At 37.0% G+C, this 23,970-nt stretch carries 24 protein-coding genes; 10 read left to right on the top strand and 14 right to left on the bottom strand.

Annotated elements, in window-relative coordinates; all coding sequences use genetic code 11:
* Nucleotides 1-4: 4 nt before the first annotated feature.
* From fusA to rpsL, 3 genes are read right to left on the bottom strand one after another with little or no spacing between them, the layout of a single operon-like run.
* Entirely contained in the window at nt 5-2,140 is a 2,136-nt protein-coding gene (fusA, locus tag C8P70_RS05260) for an elongation factor G (RefSeq protein WP_133712289.1), read from the bottom strand.
* 21 nt (nt 2,141-2,161) lie between these two features.
* Nucleotides 2,162-2,638 (bottom strand): 30S ribosomal protein S7, encoded by a 477-nt coding sequence (gene rpsG, locus C8P70_RS05255; RefSeq protein ID WP_133712288.1) that lies wholly within the window; start codon nt 2,636-2,638, stop codon nt 2,162-2,164.
* Between the two features lie 28 nt (nt 2,639-2,666).
* Entirely contained in the window at nt 2,667-3,050 is a 384-nt protein-coding gene (rpsL, locus tag C8P70_RS05250) for a 30S ribosomal protein S12 (RefSeq protein WP_125018803.1), read from the bottom strand.
* Between the two features lie 258 nt (nt 3,051-3,308).
* Between rpsL and C8P70_RS05245 the strand changes: the two genes are divergently transcribed.
* Together C8P70_RS05245 and rlmB are read left to right on the top strand one after the other, a co-directional pair.
* Complete coding sequence (locus C8P70_RS05245; protein WP_166666174.1) at nt 3,309-4,892, top strand: BamA/TamA family outer membrane protein; 1,584 nt, start codon at nt 3,309-3,311, stop codon at nt 4,890-4,892.
* Nucleotides 4,893-4,916: 24 nt separating this feature from the next.
* Nucleotides 4,917-5,651 carry a 23S rRNA (guanosine(2251)-2'-O)-methyltransferase RlmB gene (gene rlmB / locus C8P70_RS05240; protein WP_133712286.1) on the top strand — a complete coding sequence of 245 codons (735 nt, stop codon included), beginning with the start codon at nt 4,917-4,919 and terminating at the stop codon, nt 5,649-5,651.
* Between the two features lie 42 nt (nt 5,652-5,693).
* On the opposite strand, the gene C8P70_RS05235 is transcribed toward rlmB, so the two are convergent.
* A complete protein-coding gene (locus C8P70_RS05235; protein ID WP_133712285.1) occupies nt 5,694-6,458 on the bottom strand; it encodes a LuxR C-terminal-related transcriptional regulator in 765 nt (254 codons plus the stop codon).
* A gap of 151 nt (nt 6,459-6,609) precedes the next feature.
* On the opposite strand from C8P70_RS05235, the gene C8P70_RS05230 reads away from it, so the two are divergent.
* The 3 genes from C8P70_RS05230 (at nt 6,610) to C8P70_RS05220 (ending at nt 11,077) form a co-directional block, all read left to right on the top strand.
* Entirely contained in the window at nt 6,610-8,490 is a 1,881-nt protein-coding gene (locus C8P70_RS05230) for an FISUMP domain-containing protein (protein WP_133712284.1), read from the top strand.
* A gap of 113 nt (nt 8,491-8,603) precedes the next feature.
* Complete coding sequence (locus C8P70_RS05225) at nt 8,604-10,163, top strand: SprB repeat-containing protein (RefSeq protein ID WP_133712283.1); 1,560 nt, start codon at nt 8,604-8,606, stop codon at nt 10,161-10,163.
* 161 nt (nt 10,164-10,324) lie between these two features.
* Nucleotides 10,325-11,077: a hypothetical protein gene (locus C8P70_RS05220; protein WP_133712282.1), complete on the top strand. Its 753-nt coding sequence runs from the start codon at nt 10,325-10,327 to the stop codon at nt 11,075-11,077.
* A 162-nt stretch (nt 11,078-11,239) separates the two neighbouring features.
* On the opposite strand, the gene C8P70_RS05215 is transcribed toward C8P70_RS05220, so the two are convergent.
* A complete protein-coding gene (locus C8P70_RS05215; RefSeq protein ID WP_133712281.1) occupies nt 11,240-12,013 on the bottom strand; it encodes a rhomboid family intramembrane serine protease in 774 nt (257 codons plus the stop codon).
* A 306-nt stretch (nt 12,014-12,319) separates the two neighbouring features.
* Between C8P70_RS05215 and C8P70_RS05210 the strand changes: the two genes are divergently transcribed.
* The 5 genes from C8P70_RS05210 to C8P70_RS05190 all read left to right on the top strand — a co-directional run bounded on the left by C8P70_RS05210 (nt 12,320) and on the right by C8P70_RS05190 (nt 15,654).
* On the top strand, nt 12,320-13,105 hold the full coding sequence (locus tag C8P70_RS05210) for a hypothetical protein (protein WP_133712280.1): 786 nt from the start codon (nt 12,320-12,322) through the stop codon (nt 13,103-13,105).
* A gap of 2 nt (nt 13,106-13,107) precedes the next feature.
* Nucleotides 13,108-13,461, top strand: coding sequence for a hypothetical protein (locus tag C8P70_RS05205; protein ID WP_133712279.1), 354 nt, complete (start codon nt 13,108-13,110; stop codon nt 13,459-13,461).
* 134 nt (nt 13,462-13,595) lie between these two features.
* Nucleotides 13,596-13,742 carry an SdpI family protein gene (locus C8P70_RS14220; protein ID WP_133712278.1) on the top strand — a complete coding sequence of 49 codons (147 nt, stop codon included), beginning with the start codon at nt 13,596-13,598 and terminating at the stop codon, nt 13,740-13,742.
* 156 nt (nt 13,743-13,898) lie between these two features.
* Nucleotides 13,899-14,261, top strand: a complete 363-nt coding sequence (locus C8P70_RS05195) for an SdpI family protein (protein ID WP_133712277.1) — start codon at nt 13,899-13,901, stop codon at nt 14,259-14,261.
* 115 nt (nt 14,262-14,376) lie between these two features.
* Nucleotides 14,377-15,654: a replication-associated recombination protein A gene (locus C8P70_RS05190; protein WP_133712276.1), complete on the top strand. Its 1,278-nt coding sequence runs from the start codon at nt 14,377-14,379 to the stop codon at nt 15,652-15,654.
* A gap of 35 nt (nt 15,655-15,689) precedes the next feature.
* On the opposite strand, the gene C8P70_RS05185 is transcribed toward C8P70_RS05190, so the two are convergent.
* From C8P70_RS05185 to C8P70_RS05145, 9 genes are all read right to left on the bottom strand, one after another.
* On the bottom strand, nt 15,690-16,388 hold the full coding sequence (locus tag C8P70_RS05185; protein WP_133712275.1) for a YjjG family noncanonical pyrimidine nucleotidase: 699 nt from the start codon (nt 16,386-16,388) through the stop codon (nt 15,690-15,692).
* Between the two features lie 33 nt (nt 16,389-16,421).
* Nucleotides 16,422-17,174 (bottom strand): JAB domain-containing protein, encoded by a 753-nt coding sequence (locus C8P70_RS05180; protein WP_133712274.1) that lies wholly within the window; start codon nt 17,172-17,174, stop codon nt 16,422-16,424.
* Between the two features lie 70 nt (nt 17,175-17,244).
* Entirely contained in the window at nt 17,245-18,600 is a 1,356-nt protein-coding gene (locus tag C8P70_RS05175) for a UDP-N-acetylmuramate--L-alanine ligase (RefSeq protein ID WP_133712273.1), read from the bottom strand.
* A 142-nt stretch (nt 18,601-18,742) separates the two neighbouring features.
* On the bottom strand, nt 18,743-20,896 hold the full coding sequence (locus C8P70_RS05170; protein ID WP_133712272.1) for a S46 family peptidase: 2,154 nt from the start codon (nt 20,894-20,896) through the stop codon (nt 18,743-18,745).
* An 86-nt stretch (nt 20,897-20,982) separates the two neighbouring features.
* The gene (gene mnhG, locus C8P70_RS05165; RefSeq protein WP_133712271.1) at nt 20,983-21,345 is read right to left on the bottom strand and encodes a monovalent cation/H(+) antiporter subunit G; all 363 of its coding nucleotides are present in this window, start codon (nt 21,343-21,345) and stop codon (nt 20,983-20,985) included.
* The gene (locus tag C8P70_RS05160) at nt 21,338-21,613 is read right to left on the bottom strand and encodes a monovalent cation/H+ antiporter complex subunit F (RefSeq protein ID WP_133712270.1); all 276 of its coding nucleotides are present in this window, start codon (nt 21,611-21,613) and stop codon (nt 21,338-21,340) included. The genes mnhG and C8P70_RS05160 overlap by 8 nt, the downstream gene beginning before the upstream one ends.
* Nucleotides 21,610-22,092 (bottom strand): Na+/H+ antiporter subunit E, encoded by a 483-nt coding sequence (locus C8P70_RS05155; RefSeq protein ID WP_133712269.1) that lies wholly within the window; start codon nt 22,090-22,092, stop codon nt 21,610-21,612. Before C8P70_RS05155 ends, C8P70_RS05160 begins: the two co-directional genes overlap by 4 nt.
* Before the next feature lie 6 nt (nt 22,093-22,098).
* Nucleotides 22,099-23,610, bottom strand: a complete 1,512-nt coding sequence (locus C8P70_RS05150) for a proton-conducting transporter transmembrane domain-containing protein (RefSeq protein ID WP_133712268.1) — start codon at nt 23,608-23,610, stop codon at nt 22,099-22,101.
* Complete coding sequence (locus tag C8P70_RS05145) at nt 23,607-23,960, bottom strand: Na+/H+ antiporter subunit C (RefSeq protein ID WP_133712267.1); 354 nt, start codon at nt 23,958-23,960, stop codon at nt 23,607-23,609. The genes C8P70_RS05150 and C8P70_RS05145 overlap by 4 nt, the downstream gene beginning before the upstream one ends.
* Nucleotides 23,961-23,970 lie beyond the last annotated feature (10 nt).

Here is a 23,970-nt window from a genome sequence, read left to right as displayed (position 1 = left end):
AAGATTAAGCGTTTCCTTTTGCTTTTGCAATTACTTCTTCTGAAATATTTGAAGGTGTTTCTGCGTAGTGAGAAAACTCCATTGTTGAAGTAGCACGTCCTGAAGATAAAGTACGCAATGTTGTTACGTAACCAAACATTTCAGAAAGCGGTACAGAAGCTTTTACTACTTTTGATCCGGCTCTGTCGTCCATTGCATTGATTTGTCCGCGGCGACGGTTCAAATCCCCTACAATATCTCCCATGTTTTCTTCCGGAGTCAATACTTCTAATTTCATAATCGGCTCTAAGATTACAGCTCCCGCAGCTTTAGCCGCTGCTTTATAACCCATTTTTGCAGCCAATTCAAAAGACAACGCATCAGAATCCACTGCGTGGTAAGATCCGTCAACCAATGTAATCTTCATTGAATCCATCTCAAAACCAGCCAAAGGACCTTGTTTCATTGCTTCTCTAAATCCTTTTTCAACTGCAGGGATATATTCTTTAGGAACGTTACCACCTTTAACTTCGTTAACAAACTGAAGTCCTACGAATGGTTTTCCGTCAACCTCATCAGCCGGTGCAATTTTGAAAACAATATCAGCAAATTTACCACGACCTCCGGATTGTTTTTTATAAACTTCTCTGTGATCTGCTGCACGAGTTAAAGCTTCTTTGTATTCAACTTGCGGTTCACCTTGGTTAACCTCAACTTTAAACTCACGACGCATACGGTCAACAATTACATCTAAGTGTAACTCACCCATTCCCGAAATAATTGTTTGTCCGGTAGCGTGATCTGTTTTCACTGTAAATGTTGGATCTTCTTCAGACAATTTAGCCAAAGCCATACCCATTTTATCAACGTCAGCTTTTGTTTTAGGTTCAATAGCCACCCCGATAACCGGATCTGGGAAAACCATACTTTCCAATACAATTGGATTTTTCTCATCACAAAGAGTATCTCCTGTTTTGATATCTTTAAATCCAACAGCTGCACCAATATCTCCAGCTTCAATATATTCTACCGGATTTTGCTTATTAGCGTGCATTTGGTAAATACGAGAGATACGCTCTTTGTTTCCTGAACGAGTATTCAACACATAAGAACCAGCGTCTAAATGTCCTGAATATGTTCTAAAGAAAGCCAAACGCCCTACATACGGGTCAGTAGCAATTTTAAATGCTAAAGCTGAGAACGGATCACTTACTGATGGTTTACGAGAGGTTGGCTCTTCTGTATCAGGATTCGTCCCTTCAATAGCTTCTTTATCCATTGGAGAAGGTAAGTAACGACAAACCGCATCCAACATAAACTGAACTCCTTTGTTTTTGAAAGACGATCCACAAGTCATCGGAATAATACTCATATCCAAAGTAGCTTTACGCAAAGCAACATGGATTTCGTCTTCCGTGATAGAATTTTCATCTTCCATATATTTTTCTAACAACTCCTCATCATAAGCCGCGATTTCCTCGATCAACTGACCTCTGTATTGTTTTACATCATCCGTCATTTCTTCGGGGATATCAACAATATCAAAAGTAGAACCATGGTTTTCATCATGCCATACGATGGCGCGGTTTTTCACCAAGTCTACAATACCTTTAAAATCCGCTTCATCACCGATCGGCAATACGATAGGCACAGCATTTGATTTCAACATATCTTTCACCTGTTGACAAACTGCTAAAAAGTTAGCTCCCTGACGATCCATTTTATTAACGAATCCCATACGAGGAACTTTATAATTATCTGCTAATCTCCAGTTAGTTTCAGACTGAGGCTCAACACCGTCAACTGCACTAAATAAAAACACCAATCCATCCAACACACGTAAAGAACGGTTCACCTCAACTGTAAAGTCAACGTGTCCCGGAGTATCAATAATATTAAAGTGGTACTCCATAGACTCAGCTATCTTCTCACCTTGCTTTGTTGGGAAATTCCAAGTACAAGTAGTTGCTGCTGACTGAATAGTAATACCTCTCTCCGCTTCTTGTTCCATCCAGTCCATCGTAGAAGATCCTTCGTGAGTTTCTCCCATTTTGTGGTTTTTACCTGTATAGAACAAAATACGCTCTGTAGTAGTTGTCTTACCAGCATCGATGTGAGCAGCGATACCAATGTTTCTTGTATATTTTAAATCTCTTGCCATTGTATATGTTTTCTGTATGGATTAAAATCTAAAGTGAGAGAATGCTTTATTAGCTTCAGCCATCTTATGAGTATCCATTCTCTTTTTCACTGCAGCTCCTTCTTCTTTAGCAGCAGCCAAGATTTCAGCAGCCAATTTAGCAGCCATAGATTTCTCATTTCTTCTTCTCGCATACAAAATCATCCATTTCATCGCCATAGAAATCTTTCTATCCGGACGAATTTGCATAGGAATCTGGAAGGTAGCTCCTCCTACACGACGAGATCTTACTTCAACGTGCGGCATAACATTTGTTAACGCATCTTTCCAAACCTCTAATGAAGATTTCTCTTCATCTTGTTTCTTTTCTTCTACAATTTCTAAAGCATCATAGAATACTCTAAAAGCCGTTGACTTCTTACCATCCCACATTAAGTTATTAACAAAACGAGTTACTAACTGATCATTAAATTTCGGATCTGGTAAAAGAGGTCTCTTTTTAGCCTGTCTTTTTCTCATGTCTTTTTCTTAAAAGTTTTTTAAACTATTACTTTTTTGCGTCTTTAGGTCGTTTTGCTCCGTATTTCGATCTTCTTTGAGTTCTACCGTTAACTCCGGCAGTATCCAAAGCTCCACGAACAATGTGATATCTCACACCAGGCAAATCTTTTACCCTTCCACCTCTAACTAATACTATCGAGTGTTCTTGTAGATTATGTCCTTCTCCGGGGATGTAAGCGTTTACCTCGTTACCATTTGTTAAACGTACCCTTGCAACTTTACGCATTGCAGAGTTAGGTTTTTTAGGTGTAGTAGTATAAACACGCGTACAAACTCCTCTTCGTTGAGGACAAGAATCTAAAGCAACCGATTTACTCTTCTTAGTCAATTGGGTTCTCCCTGTTCTTACTAATTGTTGAATTGTTGGCATAATGTTTATTAATAATTTCTTAATATATTTTCCGCACTATATACGGGGTTGCAAATGTAGAAAGTTTTTTTTATTTTACAAAATGCAAAACACTAATTTTCAATCTGATTATATTTTTTTTCAATCTCTTCTTCTAACTCATGCTTTTTCTTTTATTTTTACTATCAATTTGATAATTAAGCTTTGAAAAACATTTTAGCCCTGATTTGCTTTTTGTGCATTACCTGCAATTTTTTTGCACAGGAAATAGTCCTTACTTTGGAAATAAAATCTGACAACGCAAAAGAAAATGAGATTTTAGCCGGACTTGATTATCAAAAAGATCACGAAAACATAAACTCTATCACAGAAACTATTCATAAAATAGATCAAGAACTCTACCATGGCGGCTATCTCAATCTAAACCGGACAGAACAGAAAAACAAAACGCATTATACCTATATATATAACTTAAATACGCCAATAGCTGCTGCCGTCTTTAAAACATCCGCTTTAAATCAGAACATAAAAAAGATATTGCAAATTACCAACAATGAACTTATTCTTCCCTTTGCACAAACGCAATCAACCCTTCATCATTTTACGCAACTGCTAGAACGAGAAGGCTTAGGCACAAGTACCATACTCATGCAAAATCACACCATAGTAAATGACACCTTAATATGCAGCCTGGTTATACATACCGAGAAGAAAAGAACTTTAGACAAAATAGAAATTGTTTCCCAAAATAAAATACCCGTTTCCATTATAAAAAAAATTACACAAAAAAATATTGGCAAAGACTACAACGAAAATTTGATAAGCAAGATATCCTCAGAAGTACTTCAATTAGATTTTATAAAAGAAGCAAAACCTGCCGAAACCCTTTTTACAGAAGATACTACTGCTCTGTTTTTGTTTTTAAACAAAAAAAACACCAATCAATTTGACGGATATGTCGGTTTTAACAACGACGAAGACGGAAAGGTTATTTTAAACGGGTATCTTGACCTCCAGCTCAACAACATTTTAAACAGAGGAGAATCTCTTAATCTATATTGGAAAAACGACGGCAACAAGCAGACAGACTTTCACTTTAATGCAGAAATACCTTATATTTTTAACACGCCCTTAGCTGTAAGGGGAGCCTTGGATATCCAAAAACAAGACAGTACTTATCAAAACACCAAGCTCGAACTTCAACTAGGCTATTACTTTTCATACAACAATAAAGTATTTATCGGCTATCAAACCAATACTTCTGCTACAAATAGCACTTCGTTAGATATGCAGGGATATGACAGTAAATTCTACACCCTTGCCTATCACTATAAAAAAAACAGACCTTATGTCTTACTATTCCCTGTAAACTTAGCCGCATATATTAAAGTAGGAACCGGAAAAAGAACTTCTGAAGATTTAAACGACAACCAATCCTTTGCGGAGGTTGATCTCAAAAAAAATATCCAAATCAATTCCAAAAATTATTTATATCTGCGTTGGCAAAATTACGCGCTGTTCAGCGATTCTTTTTTTATCAACGAATTGCAGCGCTTTGGCGGAAACAATTCACTCCGCGGTTTTCAAGAAAACAGTTTATACGCAAGCAAGTTCAGTTTAATTAATACTGAATATCGTTTTTTGCTTTCTCAAAATCTATACATTCATTCCATTATAGATTATGCTTATCAGGAAAATGAAAAGCACAATCAAAAAAATCATTTGTATAGTCTAGGCTTTGGAATCGGGATGCTCACTTCCTCCGGCAAATTCAACTTGTCCTTTGCCAATGGCAAACAACCCAATGATAATTTTAAATTTGACAATACAACCATTCATATCAGTTTTTCAACCATTTTCTAAGCTTGCTTTTTATATATTTGCATCATGGAGCAAGACAATCAAATTTTTGGCATTCGCGCAATCCTCGAAGCCATAGAAGCAGGTAAAGATTTAGACAAAGTGTTTATTCAAAAAGAAGCTCAGGGAGAACTGATGAATGAGCTGATTAAGAATCTGAAAAAAAACAACATAAATTTTTCATACGTACCCATTGAAAAATTAAACCGATTGACTAAAAAAAATCATCAGGGAGCCGTTGCCAATATCTCCCCCGTTTCTTTTCTTGCCTTGGAAGAATTGATTGAATCTGTAATGGAGAAAAAAGAAAAGCCTCTTTTCCTTATTTTAGACCAAGTTTCAGATGCCCGGAATTTTGGCGCCATCATCCGTACTGCAGTCTGCTGTGGAGCAGATGGCATTATTATTTCTAAAAACGGAGCTGCTCCCGTAAACGGCGATACGGTAAAAACCTCTGCTGGCGCGGTTTTCAATATCCCTATCTGTAAGGTTGACCACATTAAAGACGCTGTATTTTACCTTCAATCGTCCGGTATCGTTACTTTAGGAGCAACAGAAAAAGCCGAAAAAGAAATTTACGATATGGATTTAAATCTCCCGCTTGCACTTATTATGGGCAGTGAAGACAGGGGCATCAATCCCTCTGTTTTAAAAATTATTGACGAAAAAGCAAAACTACCAATGTTCAGTACGATTGATTCCCTTAACGTTTCGGTTGCCTGTGGAGCATTTTTATACGAAGCTATAAGACAAAGAAGGTAAAAGTAGAATTAAAACAATAACTTTTGATTTAAAATTAAAAAATTATATCCATCCCTTTTCTAATCCTAATTTAGTAAGATGCAGTACAGAATTGGTTTTTGTTTTTCTTAAAATATTTTTACGATGAGAACTGACAGTATGTAAGCTAATATTTAAAATCTCAGCTATTTCAGCAGATTGACATCCCTCAACCAATAAACGAAAAACCTGTATTTCTCTTTTTGTAAGAATACTCTTATAAGGCACTAGCTCCTTTACTGGATGGATATCTATGTAGCAGGGCTCTCCATCCAACCCTATAATAGACAACACCATTTTATTAGTTTCTTTAAGTTCAGAAATATCAGTAAAAACAACAAATGTACGCAGCACAGCCCCTTCTTCATCACTTTGGATTACAGCTACCTGCTGTAACAATCTCTTCGTTTGTCCATTTTTACAGCGAATTCTAAAATCATAGCGAGTTTTATATTTAAACACTTTATCTGGCGGTAGATTTTTCCAAAACTCAGTAATAGTTGCTTCAAAATTCAGATAGGTTTGTAAATCATCAGGATGGATAATATCCAAAAAAATTTCTAACGTAAACTCCTCTGGGGTATAGCCTAATAACTTATAAATAGAGTCGTTAGTATACTCCATCTGCATTTCAGGCGGACTAAAAATAAAATAGCAATAATCTCCTACCTGAAATAAATCAAGCATTTTTTTATATATTTCTATTTCTACATGCAATTCTTCGGGTTTTTTGTAATGCCCTATTTCTTTCCATATGGCACCTGCTTTTTTGAGTGTCAATTTATCCATTTGTAAAGTGATTAACGAAGTTAGAGAGTCACAAAGTACAAAAAATCAAAAAAAACTCACAAAATTTAACTAAAATATCCCCTCCACAGGGGATTGTCTGCTTTTATATCAATAACTACTTTTGGAAAATGAAATCTTAAAAACGTTAATCATGAAACGATTTACACTCATTTTAATAGCCTTCATAATTGGATTGGGAATATATTCCTGCTCATCAGATGACGGTGGAAACAATCCCGATCCGTCAAAACCACAGGCTTCCGACTGGACTGTTTTTAAAAACCAGACCGGAAATCCAAACGCCAATGCCCTGCAGGCGCAATATCACAACCCAAGCGGAACGTTGAATATTTACGGAATGTTTGACCAAAACAACAATCCTTACCGGATTCACTCCCTCACTTACCAGAAAACAAACAACGACACACTAGTAAACATGGTTGTCGATCCGCTTTACAACCGGATTAAGGCTGTTTTCTTTACTGTAAACGGAACAAAACAGTCTGCAGTGGTTAAGTTTGACTATACCGACAGTAATACGGCAGGTGTTTCGTATTACAACTATGACTGGAGTGCAAAAACAGCCGAAATGCTGTATTCCTGCAATGTTGAAATACCTCCAGTGCAAGGTTTTGCCGCTTTTGCACCAAACAAAACCACTCTGAGCATCAACTGGGAAGCTTTGGGTGTGCTGGGTGCAAGCGTTGCCATAACCGAGGGGCTTATTCTGGCAACGGGAGGCGAAACAGTTATTATTGCTGCGTTGGGAACAGTTGCCGCTGCTCCGATTGTTGGCACCATAGCAACGGTAGGAATTACAGTAGGCGTAGTGGCAGCAGCACTGGCAGTGATAACGGGTGATGCCAACGCAGCAGAACCTGCAGATATACCCTATCCTGACGGAACACCTGCCCAAAACCCTGTGGGTGAAGAAGAAAACCCGGACAATAACCTGCCGGTTTCAGACTGTGTGGAAAACGCGTTGGTTTACAATGTTTTTATAGATATGGAAGGTACTATTGTGATAGAAACACCAAGCGGCGGCGGAACACCGCCGTACAGTTATTTTCTGGAAGGACAAGCAGGATTTACGGATATTGGTATTTATGCCAATGATTATCCCAACGGCGAATATACTGTAGCGGTAAAAGACAACGACGGATGCATAACAATAAAAAGTGTTGAACTCTCCAGAGATTGTGCAGGTTCTGATTTAGCCGTAACCGCAACGGCAACCGGCGATAGCGCCACAGCGGCAGCAACCGGAGGTGTACCACCGTACAGTTATGCGTGGAGCAACGGCACAACAGGTGCAACAGCAACCGGACTGGCAGACGGCGAATATACCGTAACCGTAACCGATGACAACGGATGTAATGCCACCGCAAGTGTGACGGTTGGAGAAGAAACGGTAACTGACATAGAAGGGAATGTTTATAAAGTAGTTACAATAGGTGATCAAAAATGGATGCAAAGCAACCTTAAAGTTAATTTCTACCGAAACGGAGATGCTATTCCGTATTTTAGTGATATGGCATCTTGGGTTCAAACTACTACAGGTGCTTGCTGCAATTATTCTTTTAGTTATTCTTATGACAACCTGTATGGCAAACTTTATAATATTTATGCTGTACAAGACCCTCGAGGGCTAGCGCCGGAAGGATGGCATATTCCTACCTACGAGGACTGGTATGAATTATTTACAACTTTAGGTGGTCTTGAAGTAGCCGGAGGTAAATTAAAAAGCACAACAGATGATTGGATAAGTGAAAATACAGACGCAACTAACGAAAGTGGTTTTACAGCTTTACCAAGTGGATGCCAGTTAACTTCAACTTTTGCGTTTCTTGGACAACATGCCTGTTTTGGATTCAATCAAGATATTTACAACGAAGGAACAGAGTTTGCAACGATAGGAATTCTCGAATTATTAAACTACCCCATTAACAATCAAAATAGTAGCACCATATCTACAAGATACGAATATCCTACGGCAGGCTTTTCAATTCGTTGCGTAAAAGATAAAAAATAAATATCCAAAAATATTTTTCATAAACTCATGATTAGTTAAAAATACCCTTTCGGGGATATTTTTATCCTGTCATTAAATCTTAAAAAATTAAACCACCTTTAAAAACGTTAATCATGAAACGATTTACACTCATTTTAATAGCCTTCATAATTGGATTGGGAATATATTCCTGCTCATCAGATGACGGTGGAAACAATCCTGACCCGTCAAAACCACAGGCTTCCGACTGGACTGTTTTTAAAAACCAGACCGGAAATCCAAGCGCCAATGCCCTGCAAGCGCAATATCACAACCCAAGCGGAACGTTGAATATTTACGGAACGTTTGACCAAAACAACAATCCTTACCGGATTCACACCCTCACTTACCAGAAAACAAACAACGACACATTGGTAAACATGGTTGTCGATCCGCTTTACAACCGGATTAAGGCTGTTTTCTTTACTGTAAACGGAACAAAACAGCCTGCAGTGGTTAAGTTTGACTATACCGACAGTAATACGGCAGGTGTTTCGTATTACAACTATGATTGGAGTGCAAAAACAGCCGAAATGCTGTATTCCTGCAATGTTGAAATACCTCCGGTGCAAGGTTTTGCCGCTTTTGCACCAAACAAAACCACTCTGAGTATCAACTGGGAAGCTTTGGGTGTGCTGGGTGCAAGCGTTGCCATAACCGAGGGGCTTATTCTGGCAACGGGAGGCGAAACAGTTATTATTGCTGCGTTGGGAACAGTTGCCGCTGCTCCGATTGTTGGCACCATAGCAACGGTAGGAATTACAGTAGGCGTAGTGGCAGCAGCACTGGCAGTGATAACGGGTGATGCCAACGCAGCAGAACCTGCAGATATACCCTATCCTGACGGAACACCTGCCCAAAACCCTGTGGGTGAAGAAGAAAACCCGGACAATAACCTGCCGGTTTCAGACTGTGTGGAAAACGCGTTGGTTTACAATGTTTTTATAGATATGGAAGGTACCATTGTGATAGAAACACCAAGCAGTGGCGGAACACCGCCGTACAGCTATTTTCTGGAAGGACAAGCAGGATTTACGGATATCGGTATTTATGCCAATGATTATCCCAACGGCGAATATACCGTAGCGGTAAAAGACAACGACGGATGCATAACAATAAAAAGTGTTGGACTCTCCAGAGATTGTGCAGGTTCTGATTTAGCCGTAACCGCAACGGCAACCGGCGACAGCGCCACAGCGGCAGCAACCGGAGGTGTACCACCGTACAGTTATGCGTGGAGCAACGGCGCAACAGGTGCAACAGCAACCGGACTGGCAGACGGCGAATATACCGTAACCGTAACCGATGACAACGGATGTAATGTCACGGCGAGTATAGTGATAACCCCATGCGAGAATGAAATCATAGGAACTTGGCTTGTTGAAATGTATAATACTTGTTATCCAAACGAAGACGGTACCCCTGCTTATTCTGGAAGTGCCAGTTTAATATTGTATTCAGGAGGTGAATCAACTTTTATATATGATGATGGAACAGAAGTAACAGGGACTTGGTCTGCATATAATAATTGTTCTTTTACTTATAATAATCTTAGTTGGTGTAGCGGTGCACTAACAGTTTATCCGCCATCATCAGCAAATTATGGACGATTGCATTCTTGTGGTTGTCTTTCGCTCAAACATATAAAGCAATAAATAGTTTGTCAAACTGCTGATAAAAGGGGTCGCAATTGTACTTGTAAACCATAATTTTTTCATAACCCCTTAATTAGTTAAAAATACTCTTTCGGGGGTATTTTTCTCCTATCATTAAGCTTTAAAATTAAACAACTTTAAAAATTAAATTCTTTAATATTATGCATAAATTTTATTTTATGGTGGTTCGGCTTATTCTGTTATGCCTTCCACTCTTGGTCTTGCAGGTAACAACCAATAGTTGTTCCGGTGATGATGCTGTACCAGTCCAGACGTCTGATGATGACGGAAACAATGACGGTGGGGATGATAATGACGACGGCAATGGGGGCGATAATAATGATAACGATGATGATGGGGATAATGACGATTCTCACATAGAATATCCTTATATCAGTGAAGTTGGGTTGTTTATATTTGATGGAGATGACCCTTTAACAGATAGTGAACCCGTTTTTTCTTTTTCTAATGATTTGAGTGTTATTCTAAATCCGGCAACAGCTTGCTATCTGACAATTGGAAAGGATGAGAAATATAAAAAGAAAGCATGGATGCTACATCTGAGCCCTACTCCTGCCAGTATAGACATTGCAACTGACAACTCCTGTTTTAATGAATCACTCGAAATTACAGCGGAGGATTTTGATACTACTTGGCAGTACAACAGGTGGAAAGTTGAACTTACTGCTCCCGGGGTGACCCTTCCTGAGTATAGCACAGAAAAATGGGATTATAGTCAAGGTTCTGTCAGTGTAAATCCTTCTAAAGACTTTTATACAGATCCACATTATGGAGTACTCCCTAAAAAGGTTTCATTCACCTTTAATAATGTAAGAATAGGATATAAAGATGAAAACGGTGTAAAAAAAGCACTTCGCGTTCACGGAATAGTAGAAGTAACAAAACATGATTAACAACAATGTAACCACTCCTTCTACTTTACAATTGCACGATAAGTTTTAAAAGCACGATACTTTAATTTCAACAGGGAATAGAATATTCTCAAATGTTTGGTGATTAGTTCAAGATGCTGCCTGATTTTAGGCAGCATCTTTGTATAGGGAGCGCTTTAAAACTTATACCATATCAAAACCACAGGTATTTTTTGTATAAATTACCGGCAGTGTAATGCGATAGGGATTTCTAATATCTCTTTTCCAGCGTTCTTCCAGTGTTTCTTTAGGGATAATAATATAGTTTCCGTTTTCGTCAAAACACTTGATAAAAGGATCTTGCTGCGGATCAAAATCAGGATGCTGCCAGTCGTACTTATATGTTTTTTGGGCAAATTCAGGTGCTTTTAAAAACAGTGTCAGCAACAATCCAGTAACAAAACCGCTTAAATGCCCTTCCCACGAAATACCGTCTTCCGTATCGGGAAACATATACCAAACCATACTTCCATACAGCACAACAATCACCAGTGAAAGAGCTACTAACCGAAAATGCCTGCTTTGTATCCCCTTAAAAAACATAAAGCTCACCAAAACATAAATCAATCCGCTGGCGCCAATGTGATAACTCGAACGAGCAATCAGCCACGTCCCCAGTCCCGAAAGCAAAATTCCCCATCCAATTACTTGCCAAACCTGCTTTTTATAAAAATATTGGAGCATCAACAACAAAACAAAAATAGCAATAGAATTATTGTAAAGGTGTCGCAGCCCTCCATGAATAAAAGGACTAAAAACAACGCCCCGCAAACCACTCAGCGTTCTCGGATAAACGCCATATTGATATAACTGTAAATAATCGCGCCAGTCCAGCCAATACACCAACCAGATAGCCATTAAAAAGAGTATTGGCAAAATCACGATATTAAATGAAACAGACGCCGTTTTATTCTCCATATTTTTTCCTCTCCGTTTTTTTAATCTGAAAATATAAAGATAAAAAATAGATTATTAAAAATACTTTATTATAAAAACAATGTTAATTTTTGTTTATTATACTTTTTTAACTATGTTTGTTCCAAGACACATTAAAAATCTAATTATGAACCACTTGAAAAACAGCTTAATAAATAAATGTATTGCTGTAGCATTATCAATATTTGGGTGTTATACCATATTTTAAAAAGTAAACGGTTCAAAAGGATTGACCATGCATTATAAAACTATATTGAAATACAAAAATAATTATTAAAATTAAGAACAATGAAAAAATTAAGCATCATCACATTTATGTTAGTGGGAACATTATTAGGCTGTTCTTCTAACGAAAATTCAGAAGAAATTAAGCCATCTAACAAAAGAGAAGTTAATTTATTTGATAGAGACGAAATGAATCATTATGGAAATCTACATAGTGAAGGTTTAACTTATATAATTAGAGAATTCGAAGATGAAATAAATATTAGAAGTTTTAAAGATTCAAATAATGAAATTGATACTGTTGCTTTACTAAATTTTGTAAAAATGAAAACAGTTAATTTTTTAAGTGATAAAAAGATTAAATTCCAAGGAAATGAACATTCAGCTAGTAAAAGTCTTGCTGACTTAAACTTTATTGATTTACAATTCGTAAGAAATTTGCATGCTTTTGAGACTGATAGAAATAAATCACAATTTTTTAATGATAAAATTTCACAAATTAACAATTCATTAACTAAAGCCACATCATATGCAGATTTATATGACAGATTGAATATAATAGAAAATGATGCTAATAATAGCGCTATTTCAGAAATTGAATTAACGATAATACTAGTAACATCTGCGATAGCAAAGGACTCTTATAAATATTGGTATGAATCAGACAATTTTGAAAATGAACTTTACAGTTCGAGGGGTTGGTTTTCTCTAGCAGTTGCAGATGCTGCTGGAGGATATAAAGGAGCTATTTGGGGTGGTGTTGTAGCAGGACCACTTGGAGCAGGGGTCGTTGGCATAAATGCTGCAATAATTGCTTCTTCAGTTGCTTACTTATCAAGTCGGATCTAATAATGATGGCAAAGTTAACTATAAAAAGACAAAATACTTATCCAGATTTATTACGAAATTATCAAGTTATTATAAACAATAAAATTGTAGGGCAAGTCGCCAATAATTCTATCGTAGAATTTGATAATATCCCCTACAATGCAACTGTTCAGCTAAAAATTGATTGGTGTTACAGCAATATTGTACAACTAAATCAGTTGAATGAAAATAATGTAATCTTACTGGCAACTCCATCTTGCACTGGTTTCAAATTTATTTTCTTCTATCTTTTTTATATAACCTTTTTAAGAAAAAAATATATTGTACTAAAAAACATAACATGCTCTAACAATGCAGATATTCAAAAGCCGCTTTAGTATATCTGAAAGCCGCTTTTGAATATCTGCATTGTTATTAAAGGGCAAAATTATATATATTGCAAATAAAGGGTTTCAAACCATAAAATAATTTAAGTATTCTATTTGTAGCGGCTTGTTCAATTGGCACAGGGATGCTCTTTAAAAGAAACTTGCCTAAACACATCAACTATATTTATGGTTATCGTACCAAGAATGCGATGAAAAGTCAAGAGCACTGGCATTTTGCTCAAAAAAAGCAGCTAAAGAACTCATTCGTTCCGGATTGTGGTTATGTGTAAGTTTACCCTTATTGTTTATTATTCCGGACGGAGATATTTATACATCCTATATTTTAGGAGCGATTGTAGCTTTTAGCCTTTTTGTTCCTTGTATTTCCATTTTCAAAACCGAAAAAGCATTAAAAAACAAATTTAAATAAACTAAAAAAACGCTTTATGAACCCCGAAGATAGTATCTCTGTCATCTTATTTTTTGTCGCTTTTATTACTTTAATTTCAGGATATTTGTTTCGGTTTAAACCACCCAAAACAATAAACTTTATTTATGGTTATAGAACTAAAAGATCCATGAGCGGTCAGGAACATTGGGATTTTGCACATCTTTATTCGGGTAAATTAATGTTGATTTTGGGCGCTGTTTTATTCTTTTTAGCCCTTCTTTCCTTGTTTGTTAAAATTCAATTAGAAGAGCCTTTTTTGGGTTTATTAGCTGTAGGTATATTTGTCATCGGAATGGCTATTGTTATTTATAAAACCGAAAAAGCCCTCAAAAAAACATTTGATAACAAGAAAGCTTAATGAGATTTGAGCTCGGGTTTTAAAAATCCAATTAACAGCTTCTGCTCTCCGATTGCAAATTTTAATTTTTAATTCGTCGCCAGAGATTGTATTTTTGTAACTCATACATCGGATCATGGAAGCACCCTTAGCAGAAAGAGTAAGACCTCAGGCTTTATCGGATTATATCAGTCAATCGCATCTGGCAGGCGAAAATGGCATTTTGACTCGTCAGTTAAAAACAGGATTTATTCCTTCACTCATTTTTTGGGGACCTCCCGGAACGGGAAAAACCACCTTGGCAGAAATCATTGCCAAAGAAAGCGAAAGACCTTTTTATGCGTTAAGTGCTATTAACTCGGGCGTAAAAGACGTGAGGGAAGTCATTGAAAAAGCCAAAACCAATTCCGGATTATTCACTGCCCGCAACCCTATTTTGTTTATTGACGAAATTCATCGCTTTAGCAAATCACAACAGGATTCTCTGCTGGCAGCAGTAGAACGGGGCTGGATTACGCTGATTGGTGCAACTACCGAAAATCCAAGTTTTGAGGTGATTCCCGCCCTGCTTTCACGATGTCAGGTTTACACGCTTAATCCGTTTACCAAAGACGATTTACAGGCGCTTTTGGAGAGAGCGATGGAGAAAGACGATAAAATAAAGCGTAAAAAAATCACACTTACAGAAACTGAAGCCCTGTTTAGGGTTTCTGGCGGCGACGGAAGAAAACTGCTCAACACATTTGAACTGATTGTCAATTCTATACCGGAAGAAAGCATTGAAATAACTAACGATGCCGTGATGAAAATTGTGCAAAAAAACACGGTCTTATACGACAAAACCGGTGAACAGCATTATGACATCGTTTCGGCATTTATCAAGTCTATTCGCGGGAGTGATCCTAACGGTGCTGTATATTGGCTGGCACGTATGATTGAAGGAGGTGAAGATGTAAAATTCATTGCCCGGAGATTGCTTATCGCCGCTTCAGAAGACATCGGCAATGCAAACCCTACTGCTTTGATCATGGCAAACAATACGTTTCAGGCAGTGTCTGTCATCGGTTATCCCGAAAGCAGAATATTGCTGAGCCAATGCACCGTATATCTGGCAACGTCTCCCAAAAGCAATTCATCTTATATAGCTATCGGCAAGGCACAACAAGTGGTAAAACAAACCGGAGATTTATCCGTTCCCATTCATTTGCGCAACGCTCCTACCAAGCTGATGAAAGAACTGGGCTACGGAGAAGATTACAAATACTCGCACGACTACGCCAACAATTTTGTCAACCAGGAGTTTTTACCGCAAGAAATCAGTGGTACAGTTTTTTATGAACCCGGACAAAACGCACGGGAAAACGCTACGCGGGAATTTTTAAAAAATAGATGGAAATTAAAATATAACTATTAGTTATAAAAAGTTGTATTTGGTTATAAACATAAAAGCTATAACAACCCCTTAATATCAATGAGTTTGTTTACCTGCACTAAATCTGATGTTATATTTTTATTGTGCTCGTTGTAGTAAATAACATCCATTCCTACGTTTTGCGCACCTTTAATATCTGCCAATAAATTGTCGCCTATCATTACCGAATTGCCAACGGAAACCTTAGCCTGATTTAACGCATAAGTAAAAATTCCGGCATCCGGTTTTTTAACTCCTGCCAGTTCCGAATTGGTAACGGTTATAAAATAATGGCTAATCCCTGAATTAATCAGCTTTTGGCGTTGTACTTCATCAAATCCATTAGTAATAATATGCAGTCTGTATTTATCCTGTAGATAATCTAAAAGCTCTAAAGCGTCATCAAATAAATAGTTGTAGTCAGGAAGATATTTTAAGTAACTCTCCCCTATCTGAAGTATTTCTTCTGTATTGCCCTCGTATTTTAAATATTGAAAAGTATCTCTGATCCGCCCGACGCGCAGTTCATCGTGCGAAATAAGATTCAGACTGTATTTATGCCAATATTCTTCATTGATTACAACATAATGACTCAAAAAATCAGCAACAGAAAAGGGCATTTTCATCTCGTCGATTACGCGCTCAAATGCCAAAGCTGAATTTTTTTCAAAATCCCATAAAGTGTGGTCTAAGTCAAAAAATATATCGGTTTTGTTGTCAAAGGGTTTAAATATCATAGTCATTTTCATTAAACGACAAAGATACTTTTTTTAAATCAGTCCGTTATCGGCAAAACTAAAATAGTCAAATTCGGTAATGATAAAATGATCCAAAATAACGATATCCATAATCTTACCTGCTTCGACTACCTTTTTAGTCAGCTGAATATCGGCATGGCTCGGTTTGAGCTTGCCTGAGGGATGATTGTGCACGAGAATTACTGCAGTTGCCTGATATTCTAATGCCAACTTAAAAAGAATACGCAAATCTAAAACTGTTCCCGTCATTCCTCCTTTGCTTATATTTAAAGTATCTATTACTTTTTGACTGTTAAACCGCTCTTCAATCAGCATATCCCTGCTTTTTACAATTTTCCTGACCCGATTGGCATTGCTCAGCAAAATAACCCAAAACTCTTCATGACTGAGTTCTCCTACTCTGGGCTGCATCATTTCAAAAACATCTTTACTGCAGGTTATTTTCTGAGAAACTGTTACTTCGCGCATCCGTCTTCGCTGTCCAAGCTCCAGCGCAGCCACGATAGATAAAGCCTTTGCTTCACCTATTCCTTTATACGTCATCAATTGTTTTTCACTCAGTCGTGCCAATTCGGGTAAACTATTTCCGTTATCCTGTAAAATTCTTCGGCATAAATCTACTGCCGATTCGTTCCTGTTGCCCGAATTGATTAAAATTGCCAGTAATTCAGCATCTGTTAAAGCAGTTTTTCCTTTTGTCAGGAGTTTTTCTCTTGGGCGATCGTCTTCTGACCAAAAGTTTATCGGTATCTTCTGATTTTCCATAAGCATCTATTTCATTTCTACTCATTCATTGAAAATCATACCTCAAAAACCGAGCCTTAAAAAACAATTTCTACATGTTTTCGGCAACGTATTGATTTAAATCCAGACCGCCGTAATCTCCTGAACTCATAAACAGCAGTACTGCGTTATCCAGATTCAAAGTCTGCAAAAACAGTTTAAACTCTGCAGCATTTGTAAATGTTTTCAATCCCTCCCTTTGAAACGCACCCTGCATCTGTTCCGCGCTTATTTCGGGCATTCTCTTTATTTTAAGAGCTTCCAGCGAATAGAAAACTGCTGCTGTATCTGCTTTATCTAATGCTCCCTGGTATTGAGATAAAAATTCAACATTCAGACTGCTGTAAGTGTGTAATTCTAAAAGAGCGATCAACTTTTTGTCGGGATATTGATTTTTTACTGCCTCTGTCGTTGCTTTGACCTTACTGGGCGAATGTGCAAAATCTTTGAAAACAACAGTTGATTTATTTTCAGCAATTTTTTCTAACCGTTTTGATGCTCCCTTAAAGGTAGCTATTGCTTCATAAAAATCTGCCTCGTCAATTCCCATATTCTGGCAGATCCACTTCGCACCATTAAGATTATTGAGATTATGTGCTCCAAAAATCTCCAAAGGCATATCTCCGTCAGAAGTCTCCAGATAAGTAATTCCGTTACTGATAGTGTAAGGAGGGGTAGAATAAGGCAATCTGCGAATTGTATTTTCAGACTGTTCAACAATTTCTTTTACAACTGAATCTTCCTCATTATAAACCAAAATACCGCCATTGATAATTTTGTCAATAAAAATTTTGAATTGCTCTACATAATTTTCAAACGTTGGAAAAACATTAATATGATCCCATGCAATACCGCTTAACAAAGCAATATTGGGCTGATATAAATGAAATTTAGGTCTTAAATCTGCAGGAGATGATAAATATTCGTCTCCTTCTATCACCATAAAGTCATTTTCATGAGTAAGGTGTACCATATTGTCAAAACCCTCCAACTGTGCACCTACCAAGAAATCAACAGCTACGTTGTGATAATTCATCACGTGTAAAATCATGGAAGTAATAGTTGTTTTTCCATGCGAACCCCCAATAACCACGCGGGTTTTATTTTTGGAATGCTCGTAGATAAACTCAGGATAAGAATAAACTTTTAATCCGAATTCTTGTGCTTTCAGCAATTCGGGATTATCTTTTTTGGCGTGCATTCCCAAAATAACCACATCAATATCCTTGGTTATTTTTTCAGGAAACCATCCCATTTGTTCGGGTAGCAATCCTTTTGCCAGCAAACGCGATCGGGAAGGTTCAAAAACAGCATCATCGCTTCCGGTTACTATGTCTCCTTTATCGTGTAAAGCCATGGCGAGATTGTGCATTGCACTGCCCCCAATGGCTATAAAATGTATGCGCATTGTCTTATTTTTTCAGTATTCAAAGCTACATTTTTTTTGATAGAATAGAAAGCAGAACAAAGAGAATTGACCAGAGAAAGATAATAAAAAAAATGCCTTAGAAAAATATCTAAGGCATTTTTTATAGTTTTAAAGCTGATAATTATTTCATTACTGTCATTTCCTCAACAATGTGTTTTGCATCTGCAAATTTATCAATGATAAATAACACATAACGGATATCTACATTGATTGTTCTCTGCAATTCCGGATCGTAAATAACGTCTCCCGCCATAGCTTCAATATTTCCGTCAAACGCTAAACCGATCAATTCTCCTTTTCCGTTCAATACCGGTGAACCTGAGTTCCCTCCTGTAATATCGTGGTTAGTCAAAAAGTTAACAGGCAAGTATCCTTCTTTAGCGGCATATTGTCCGTAATCTTTGGTTTTGTATAAATCAATCAGTCTTTGAGGAACGTCGAATTCATCATCCCCGGGAATATGTTTATCAACAGTACCTTTTAACGTTGTATACCAATTTTCTTTGGCATCGTTAACTTTGTTTCCGCGCGGCAAATCTTTTACTGTTCCGTAAGTCAATCTCAAAGTTGAATTAGCATCCGGATAATATTTTCCTTCCGGATTGCTTTTTCTCACGCCATCAACAAATAATCGATATGCTTTTTGATATTTATCTTCCAGCTTAGCTATATGTTCAGGTGTTTCTCTGTATTTATCTAATAAAGCTGTTGAAACTTTAAGTAATAAATCTTCTGAAATATCTTCTTGATCCGGATTGTTTAAAAAGGCTTCCATTTTTTCTTTATTTCCAAAAACGCTTTTGTCAAAAGCTTCATTGACGAATTTGTGGAAATCTCCTTTATACTCTTCTTTAATTTGAGCTATATAAGGAGCAATTTCGTATCCTTCAGATTTAGTTGCATAAAGCTTTAGCTGTTCTGCCAACATTTCTCTTTCTAATGATTCGTCAAACCCCGTATACATATCTTCGATATACGCTTTAAAGTCCGGCAACATTTCTGTACGCTTTTCTTCATCTCCGGCAATATACGCCTGCATTCCACCTGCTAATCTATACGGAGCGGCAGCGATAGAAGAAGTTCTCAGAATAGTCATCAGATAGTTGTCATGACGAGCTTTTTCGTTTGTAGCCGCGTAATAAACGTTAATATCTTCAATAACATTTCCGTATTTAGCTTTGTTTTCTTTTTGATTTGCCCATTGGCTAAACTCTTTTTCTGCTTTTGTTTTAGCCGCTACTGTTTGGTGTTCGGTCAGAGCATCAATCATTCCCTGACGGTTTTTCCAGTAGTTAGCAACCCCCGCATATTTGCTGGCATACGCTAAGCGAACTTCGTCACTTTCGTTCATGTGTTTTTTAAGGACATCCATTCCTAAACGGGATCCTTCTACCCAAGCCGGATAAGCAAACTTAATATTTTGCTCCACTCCCTGTGCCGGCATCCAGCGGTTAGTTCTTCCCGGATAGCCCAAAATCATCGAAAAATCTCCTTCGCTGATTCCGGCAATTGAAACCGGTAAATGATGTTTCGGTTTCATCGGAACATTTTCAGAAGAGTATTCTGCCGGATTTCCTTCTTTATCTGTATAAACACGGAAAATAGAAAAGTCTCCTGTGTGACGAGGCCACTCCCAGTTATCAGTATCTCCCCCAAACTTTCCAATGCTGTTAGGCGGTGTTCCCACCAATCTTACATCATTAAAGTCTTGATAAACGAAATAATAATATTCATTTCCCTGAAAAAAAGATTTGACAGAAACAGTATATTTTCCGTCTTCTCCGTTTTCTTTCTGAATTTTAGCAATTTCCTGATTAATTGCTTTTTCTCTTTCTAACTCTGTCATATCATCGTTGACAACACCTAAAATTCGCTTAGTTACATCGTCCATACGAACAAAGAAGCGAACAGAAAGATTCTTAGCAGGACGCTCGGAAGCATGGTCTTTTGCCCAGAAACCATTTGTTAAAATATCATCTTCGGGCGTAGATAAATCTGCAATTTTATCGTATCCACAATGGTGATTTGTCAATACAAGTCCTTGGTCAGATACGATTTCGGCAGTACATCCGCCGTCAAACTGTACAATAGCATCTTTTAGCGAATGATTGTTGATACTGTAAATCTCTTCGGCTGTCAGCTGTAAGCCCATTTTTTCCATATCGCGCTGATTTAACCGCTCTATGAACATCAAAAACCACATTCCTTCATCTGCCTTTACTTTTACCGGCAATGCCAATAAAAAAGCAGTAATAAATAAAACAATTTTTTTCATAATTATATTTAAGTGTATTCTAATATGCGAAGATAGCTTTTTAAACAATTTTTTTGTTTTTAAATGTAATTTATATTGCGTTAATTTCATTTTTTATCCGAATCCTTATTTTTTTCTGCTTCTTCTTTGTATTTATCTTTGAGTTCATCTATAACGGTTTTATCCCAAAGCTTTATTCCGGTATGATAAGCAGTACGGGCAATTAAAAAAGCCGCTACCGGAGAGGTTATAAACAAAAAGAAAACAATGGCTATTGCCTTTGTTGTAATTGAAAACTCGGAAAAGTGAATTGCGGCTGCGCCTAAAATACAGCCTATACCTAAAGTGGCCGCTTTTATAGTTACAGAAAGCCGGGTATAAAAATCGGGCAGCCTAAAAACGCCAATCGACGCAATTAAAATAAATATTGCGCCCAAAGTACTCAAAACCATTATTAAAATATCAATCATCCTTGTTTCGTTTTTCTAAATAAAAGGAAAAAGCAACCGTACTCAAAAAAGCAATCAGAGCCAAAATAACTGCCACATCCAAAAAAATAGGATTATCAGCTATCAGGCTAAACAAACCAATAAAGCCTACACCTACTGTAATCAGCAAATCAAGTGCCACTACTCTGTCTACCACTGCCGGTCCTTTGAGAAACCGTAAAAAAATAAAAATCAATGACAAACAAATGATAGGCATTACGATATATATTAAATACGTTTCTACCGTCATCGCAATATTTCTAATAGTTTTTTTTCAGTTCTTTCTTTCATTCGGGATATAAATTTTTCTTTGTCCTTCAAATACATGGTGTGAATATAAATATGCGTTTTATCTTCTGCAATCTCTACCACCATTGTTCCGGGGGTAAGTGCTATAATATTGGTAAGCATCGTTATTTCAAAATCCGTTTTGGCATCTATATCATATTTAATCATTCCGGGAGTAGTATGGTAATTGGGTGTAATTACATCTATAGCCACCTGAAAATTAGCATGCAGCATATCATATAAAAAATACAGGATAAATAAAATTATTTTGGGTACTCTGTAAAAATACTCTTTTTCAGATTTGTTTGAATTCTTAGTTAACAACCACAAAATAAAAAAGCCGGCAACCGCACCAAATACAAAGTTTGGATAATTTAACTGTCCGGTTAACGCCACCCAAACAAAAATTAAAAGTATATTGAGTAGAAAATATTTTAACATCTGCTTTTATTTTAGATTTTTCATTACTGCATCAATATATATAGACGGGTTTTTCATTTCGTGCGCTACTCTTTCCGAAACCTCAATAATGACCGGTGCATTTAATCCGATATAAAGAGAGACACCAGCCAAAGCTGTTATCGGCAATATAAGAGCTATTTTTCCGCTTTTTGAAAACGGAGCAAAATGGTCTATTTCTTCGCTGTTTGGCTTGAGCAAATCTTTCCAGAAAACCTCTGACCAGATTCGAGCCACTATAAACAAAGTGATAAAACTTGCAAAAATTAAGGTTCCGAGCAACACATATTGCTTTTGTACAAAAGCTTCCTGAAATAGCATTATTTTTGGCCAAAATCCTGATAAAGGCGGAATCCCTACTAATGAAAAAAGGATTACAGCAAAAATTAACGACAGTTTAGGGTAATCTTTATAGAGTCCTCCTAAACGAGTAATATCCTGTGTTTCTCTGATTTTTTGAATAAGACCGCTCATCATAAACAGATTGCTTTTTACAATCACATCGTGAATTAAATAAAATATTACTCCTACAAAAGCAAGTTCGGTATAAAGTCCTATTCCGGCAATCAGATAACCAATATGGCAAACGATAAAATACGACAGGATTCTTCTGATATTTCTCTTGTTAATTACACCGAAAGCCCCGCTGATCATGGTCAAAATTGCAATTACAATAAATACCTGCAGAATAAAATCATCCGGCTTAAAAATAATTGTAAAAACCCTAAATAAAGAATACACTCCCATCTTAGTCAATAATCCCCCAAAAATCGCTCCAATTGCCGAAGGCGGTGTGTGATAAGAAGAAGGCAGCCAAAAATAAAGCGGAAACACAGCAGATTTAATACCAAACCCGACAAAAAACAGCAATGATGTTACAGTCACTAAACCTCTGTTCTCAATAATAGCAACCTGATTTGCCAAATCAGCAATATTTAAACTTCCTGTAATTCCGTATAAAATTCCGATAGCTGTCAAAAATATAACGGAAGCCAGCATATTCATTGTTACATACTTTACAGCACCTTCCATCTGTCTTTTCTTACCTCCTAAAGTAAGCAATACAAAAGAAGAGATGATAACCACTTCAAACCAAACGTATAAATTAAAAATATCTCCGGTTAAAAAGGCGCCCATAAGCCCCATAATCAAAAAGTGATATATAAAGAAATAACCATATTTTATACGGCTTATATTAATCGCTGAAGTAGAATATATGCCAACCGACAACGATACGATTGCCGTCAGCAAAACCATAACGGCACTGAGCGTATCCGACACAAAAGTGATTCCAAAAGGAGCTTCCCATCCCCCTAATTGCAGTGTTATATTTCCGTATTTCCACGTGGCAGAAAATAATCGCCAGCACATTATAAATGCAATACTGTTGCCGATGATGCTGATAATTTTTTGAGCTTGTACCCTCTTCCAAAAAAACATCAGCAAAACTGCCGTAAACATATGCGCAAATATGGGTGCCAATATGAAGTTTGAAATCATATATCTAAATCTTGAATATTAAGTGAATCTAAATCATCAGATCCCGTTGTACTGTAAACTTTGTTTAATAAAACAATAGCAAAAGCCGTCAAGCCAAAACTGATTACAATTGCTGTTAATATCAATGCCTGCGGAACCGGATCGGCATACGCATCTACAAAATGAGTTTCTTCCGCATCAATAATAGGAGCTTTTCCTTTAGTTAGTTCTCCCATCAAAAAAATAAGAATATTAGCTCCGTTTCCTAAAATTATAAAGCCCAGCAAAAGCTTCACCATACTCCTTCTGAACATAAGGTAAATTCCTGCGGAATAAAGAACCCCTACCAAAGCGACTAATAATAATTCCATTTCTTTTCTA

Origin of the sequence: Myroides indicus (genome assembly GCF_004364575.1) — a bacterium.
Classification (GTDB): Bacteria; Bacteroidota; Bacteroidia; order Flavobacteriales; family Flavobacteriaceae; genus Flavobacterium; species Flavobacterium indicum_A.
This window is presented reverse-complemented; position numbering and strand designations above follow the sequence as displayed.

Coding starts and splice junctions, on each gene's coding strand:
- fusA (WP_133712289.1), bottom strand. CDS start 2,140: ATGGCAAGAGATTTAAAATATACAAGAAACATTGGTATCGCTGCTCAC.
- C8P70_RS14220 (WP_133712278.1), top strand. CDS start 13,596: ATGCTCTTTAAAAGAAACTTGCCTAAACACATCAACTATATTTATGGT.
- C8P70_RS05185 (WP_133712275.1), bottom strand. CDS start 16,388: ATGATATTTAAACCCTTTGACAACAAAACCGATATATTTTTTGACTTA.
- C8P70_RS05205 (WP_133712279.1), top strand. CDS start 13,108: ATGATGGCAAAGTTAACTATAAAAAGACAAAATACTTATCCAGATTTA.
- C8P70_RS05230 (WP_133712284.1), top strand. CDS start 6,610: ATGAAACGATTTACACTCATTTTAATAGCCTTCATAATTGGATTGGGA.
- C8P70_RS05190 (WP_133712276.1), top strand. CDS start 14,377: ATGGAAGCACCCTTAGCAGAAAGAGTAAGACCTCAGGCTTTATCGGAT.
- rlmB (WP_133712286.1), top strand. CDS start 4,917: ATGGAGCAAGACAATCAAATTTTTGGCATTCGCGCAATCCTCGAAGCC.
- C8P70_RS05170 (WP_133712272.1), bottom strand. CDS start 20,896: ATGAAAAAAATTGTTTTATTTATTACTGCTTTTTTATTGGCATTGCCG.
- C8P70_RS05220 (WP_133712282.1), top strand. CDS start 10,325: ATGCATAAATTTTATTTTATGGTGGTTCGGCTTATTCTGTTATGCCTT.
- mnhG (WP_133712271.1), bottom strand. CDS start 21,345: ATGATTGATATTTTAATAATGGTTTTGAGTACTTTGGGCGCAATATTT.
- C8P70_RS05145 (WP_133712267.1), bottom strand. CDS start 23,960: ATGGAATTATTATTAGTCGCTTTGGTAGGGGTTCTTTATTCCGCAGGA.
- C8P70_RS05235 (WP_133712285.1), bottom strand. CDS start 6,458: ATGGATAAATTGACACTCAAAAAAGCAGGTGCCATATGGAAAGAAATA.
- C8P70_RS05175 (WP_133712273.1), bottom strand. CDS start 18,600: ATGCGCATACATTTTATAGCCATTGGGGGCAGTGCAATGCACAATCTC.
- C8P70_RS05215 (WP_133712281.1), bottom strand. CDS start 12,013: ATGGAGAATAAAACGGCGTCTGTTTCATTTAATATCGTGATTTTGCCA.
- rpsG (WP_133712288.1), bottom strand. CDS start 2,638: ATGAGAAAAAGACAGGCTAAAAAGAGACCTCTTTTACCAGATCCGAAA.
- C8P70_RS05155 (WP_133712269.1), bottom strand. CDS start 22,092: ATGTTAAAATATTTTCTACTCAATATACTTTTAATTTTTGTTTGGGTG.
- C8P70_RS05195 (WP_133712277.1), top strand. CDS start 13,899: ATGAACCCCGAAGATAGTATCTCTGTCATCTTATTTTTTGTCGCTTTT.
- C8P70_RS05160 (WP_133712270.1), bottom strand. CDS start 21,613: ATGACGGTAGAAACGTATTTAATATATATCGTAATGCCTATCATTTGT.
- C8P70_RS05180 (WP_133712274.1), bottom strand. CDS start 17,174: ATGGAAAATCAGAAGATACCGATAAACTTTTGGTCAGAAGACGATCGC.
- C8P70_RS05225 (WP_133712283.1), top strand. CDS start 8,604: ATGAAACGATTTACACTCATTTTAATAGCCTTCATAATTGGATTGGGA.
- C8P70_RS05210 (WP_133712280.1), top strand. CDS start 12,320: ATGAAAAAATTAAGCATCATCACATTTATGTTAGTGGGAACATTATTA.
- C8P70_RS05150 (WP_133712268.1), bottom strand. CDS start 23,610: ATGATTTCAAACTTCATATTGGCACCCATATTTGCGCATATGTTTACG.
- rpsL (WP_125018803.1), bottom strand. CDS start 3,050: ATGCCAACAATTCAACAATTAGTAAGAACAGGGAGAACCCAATTGACT.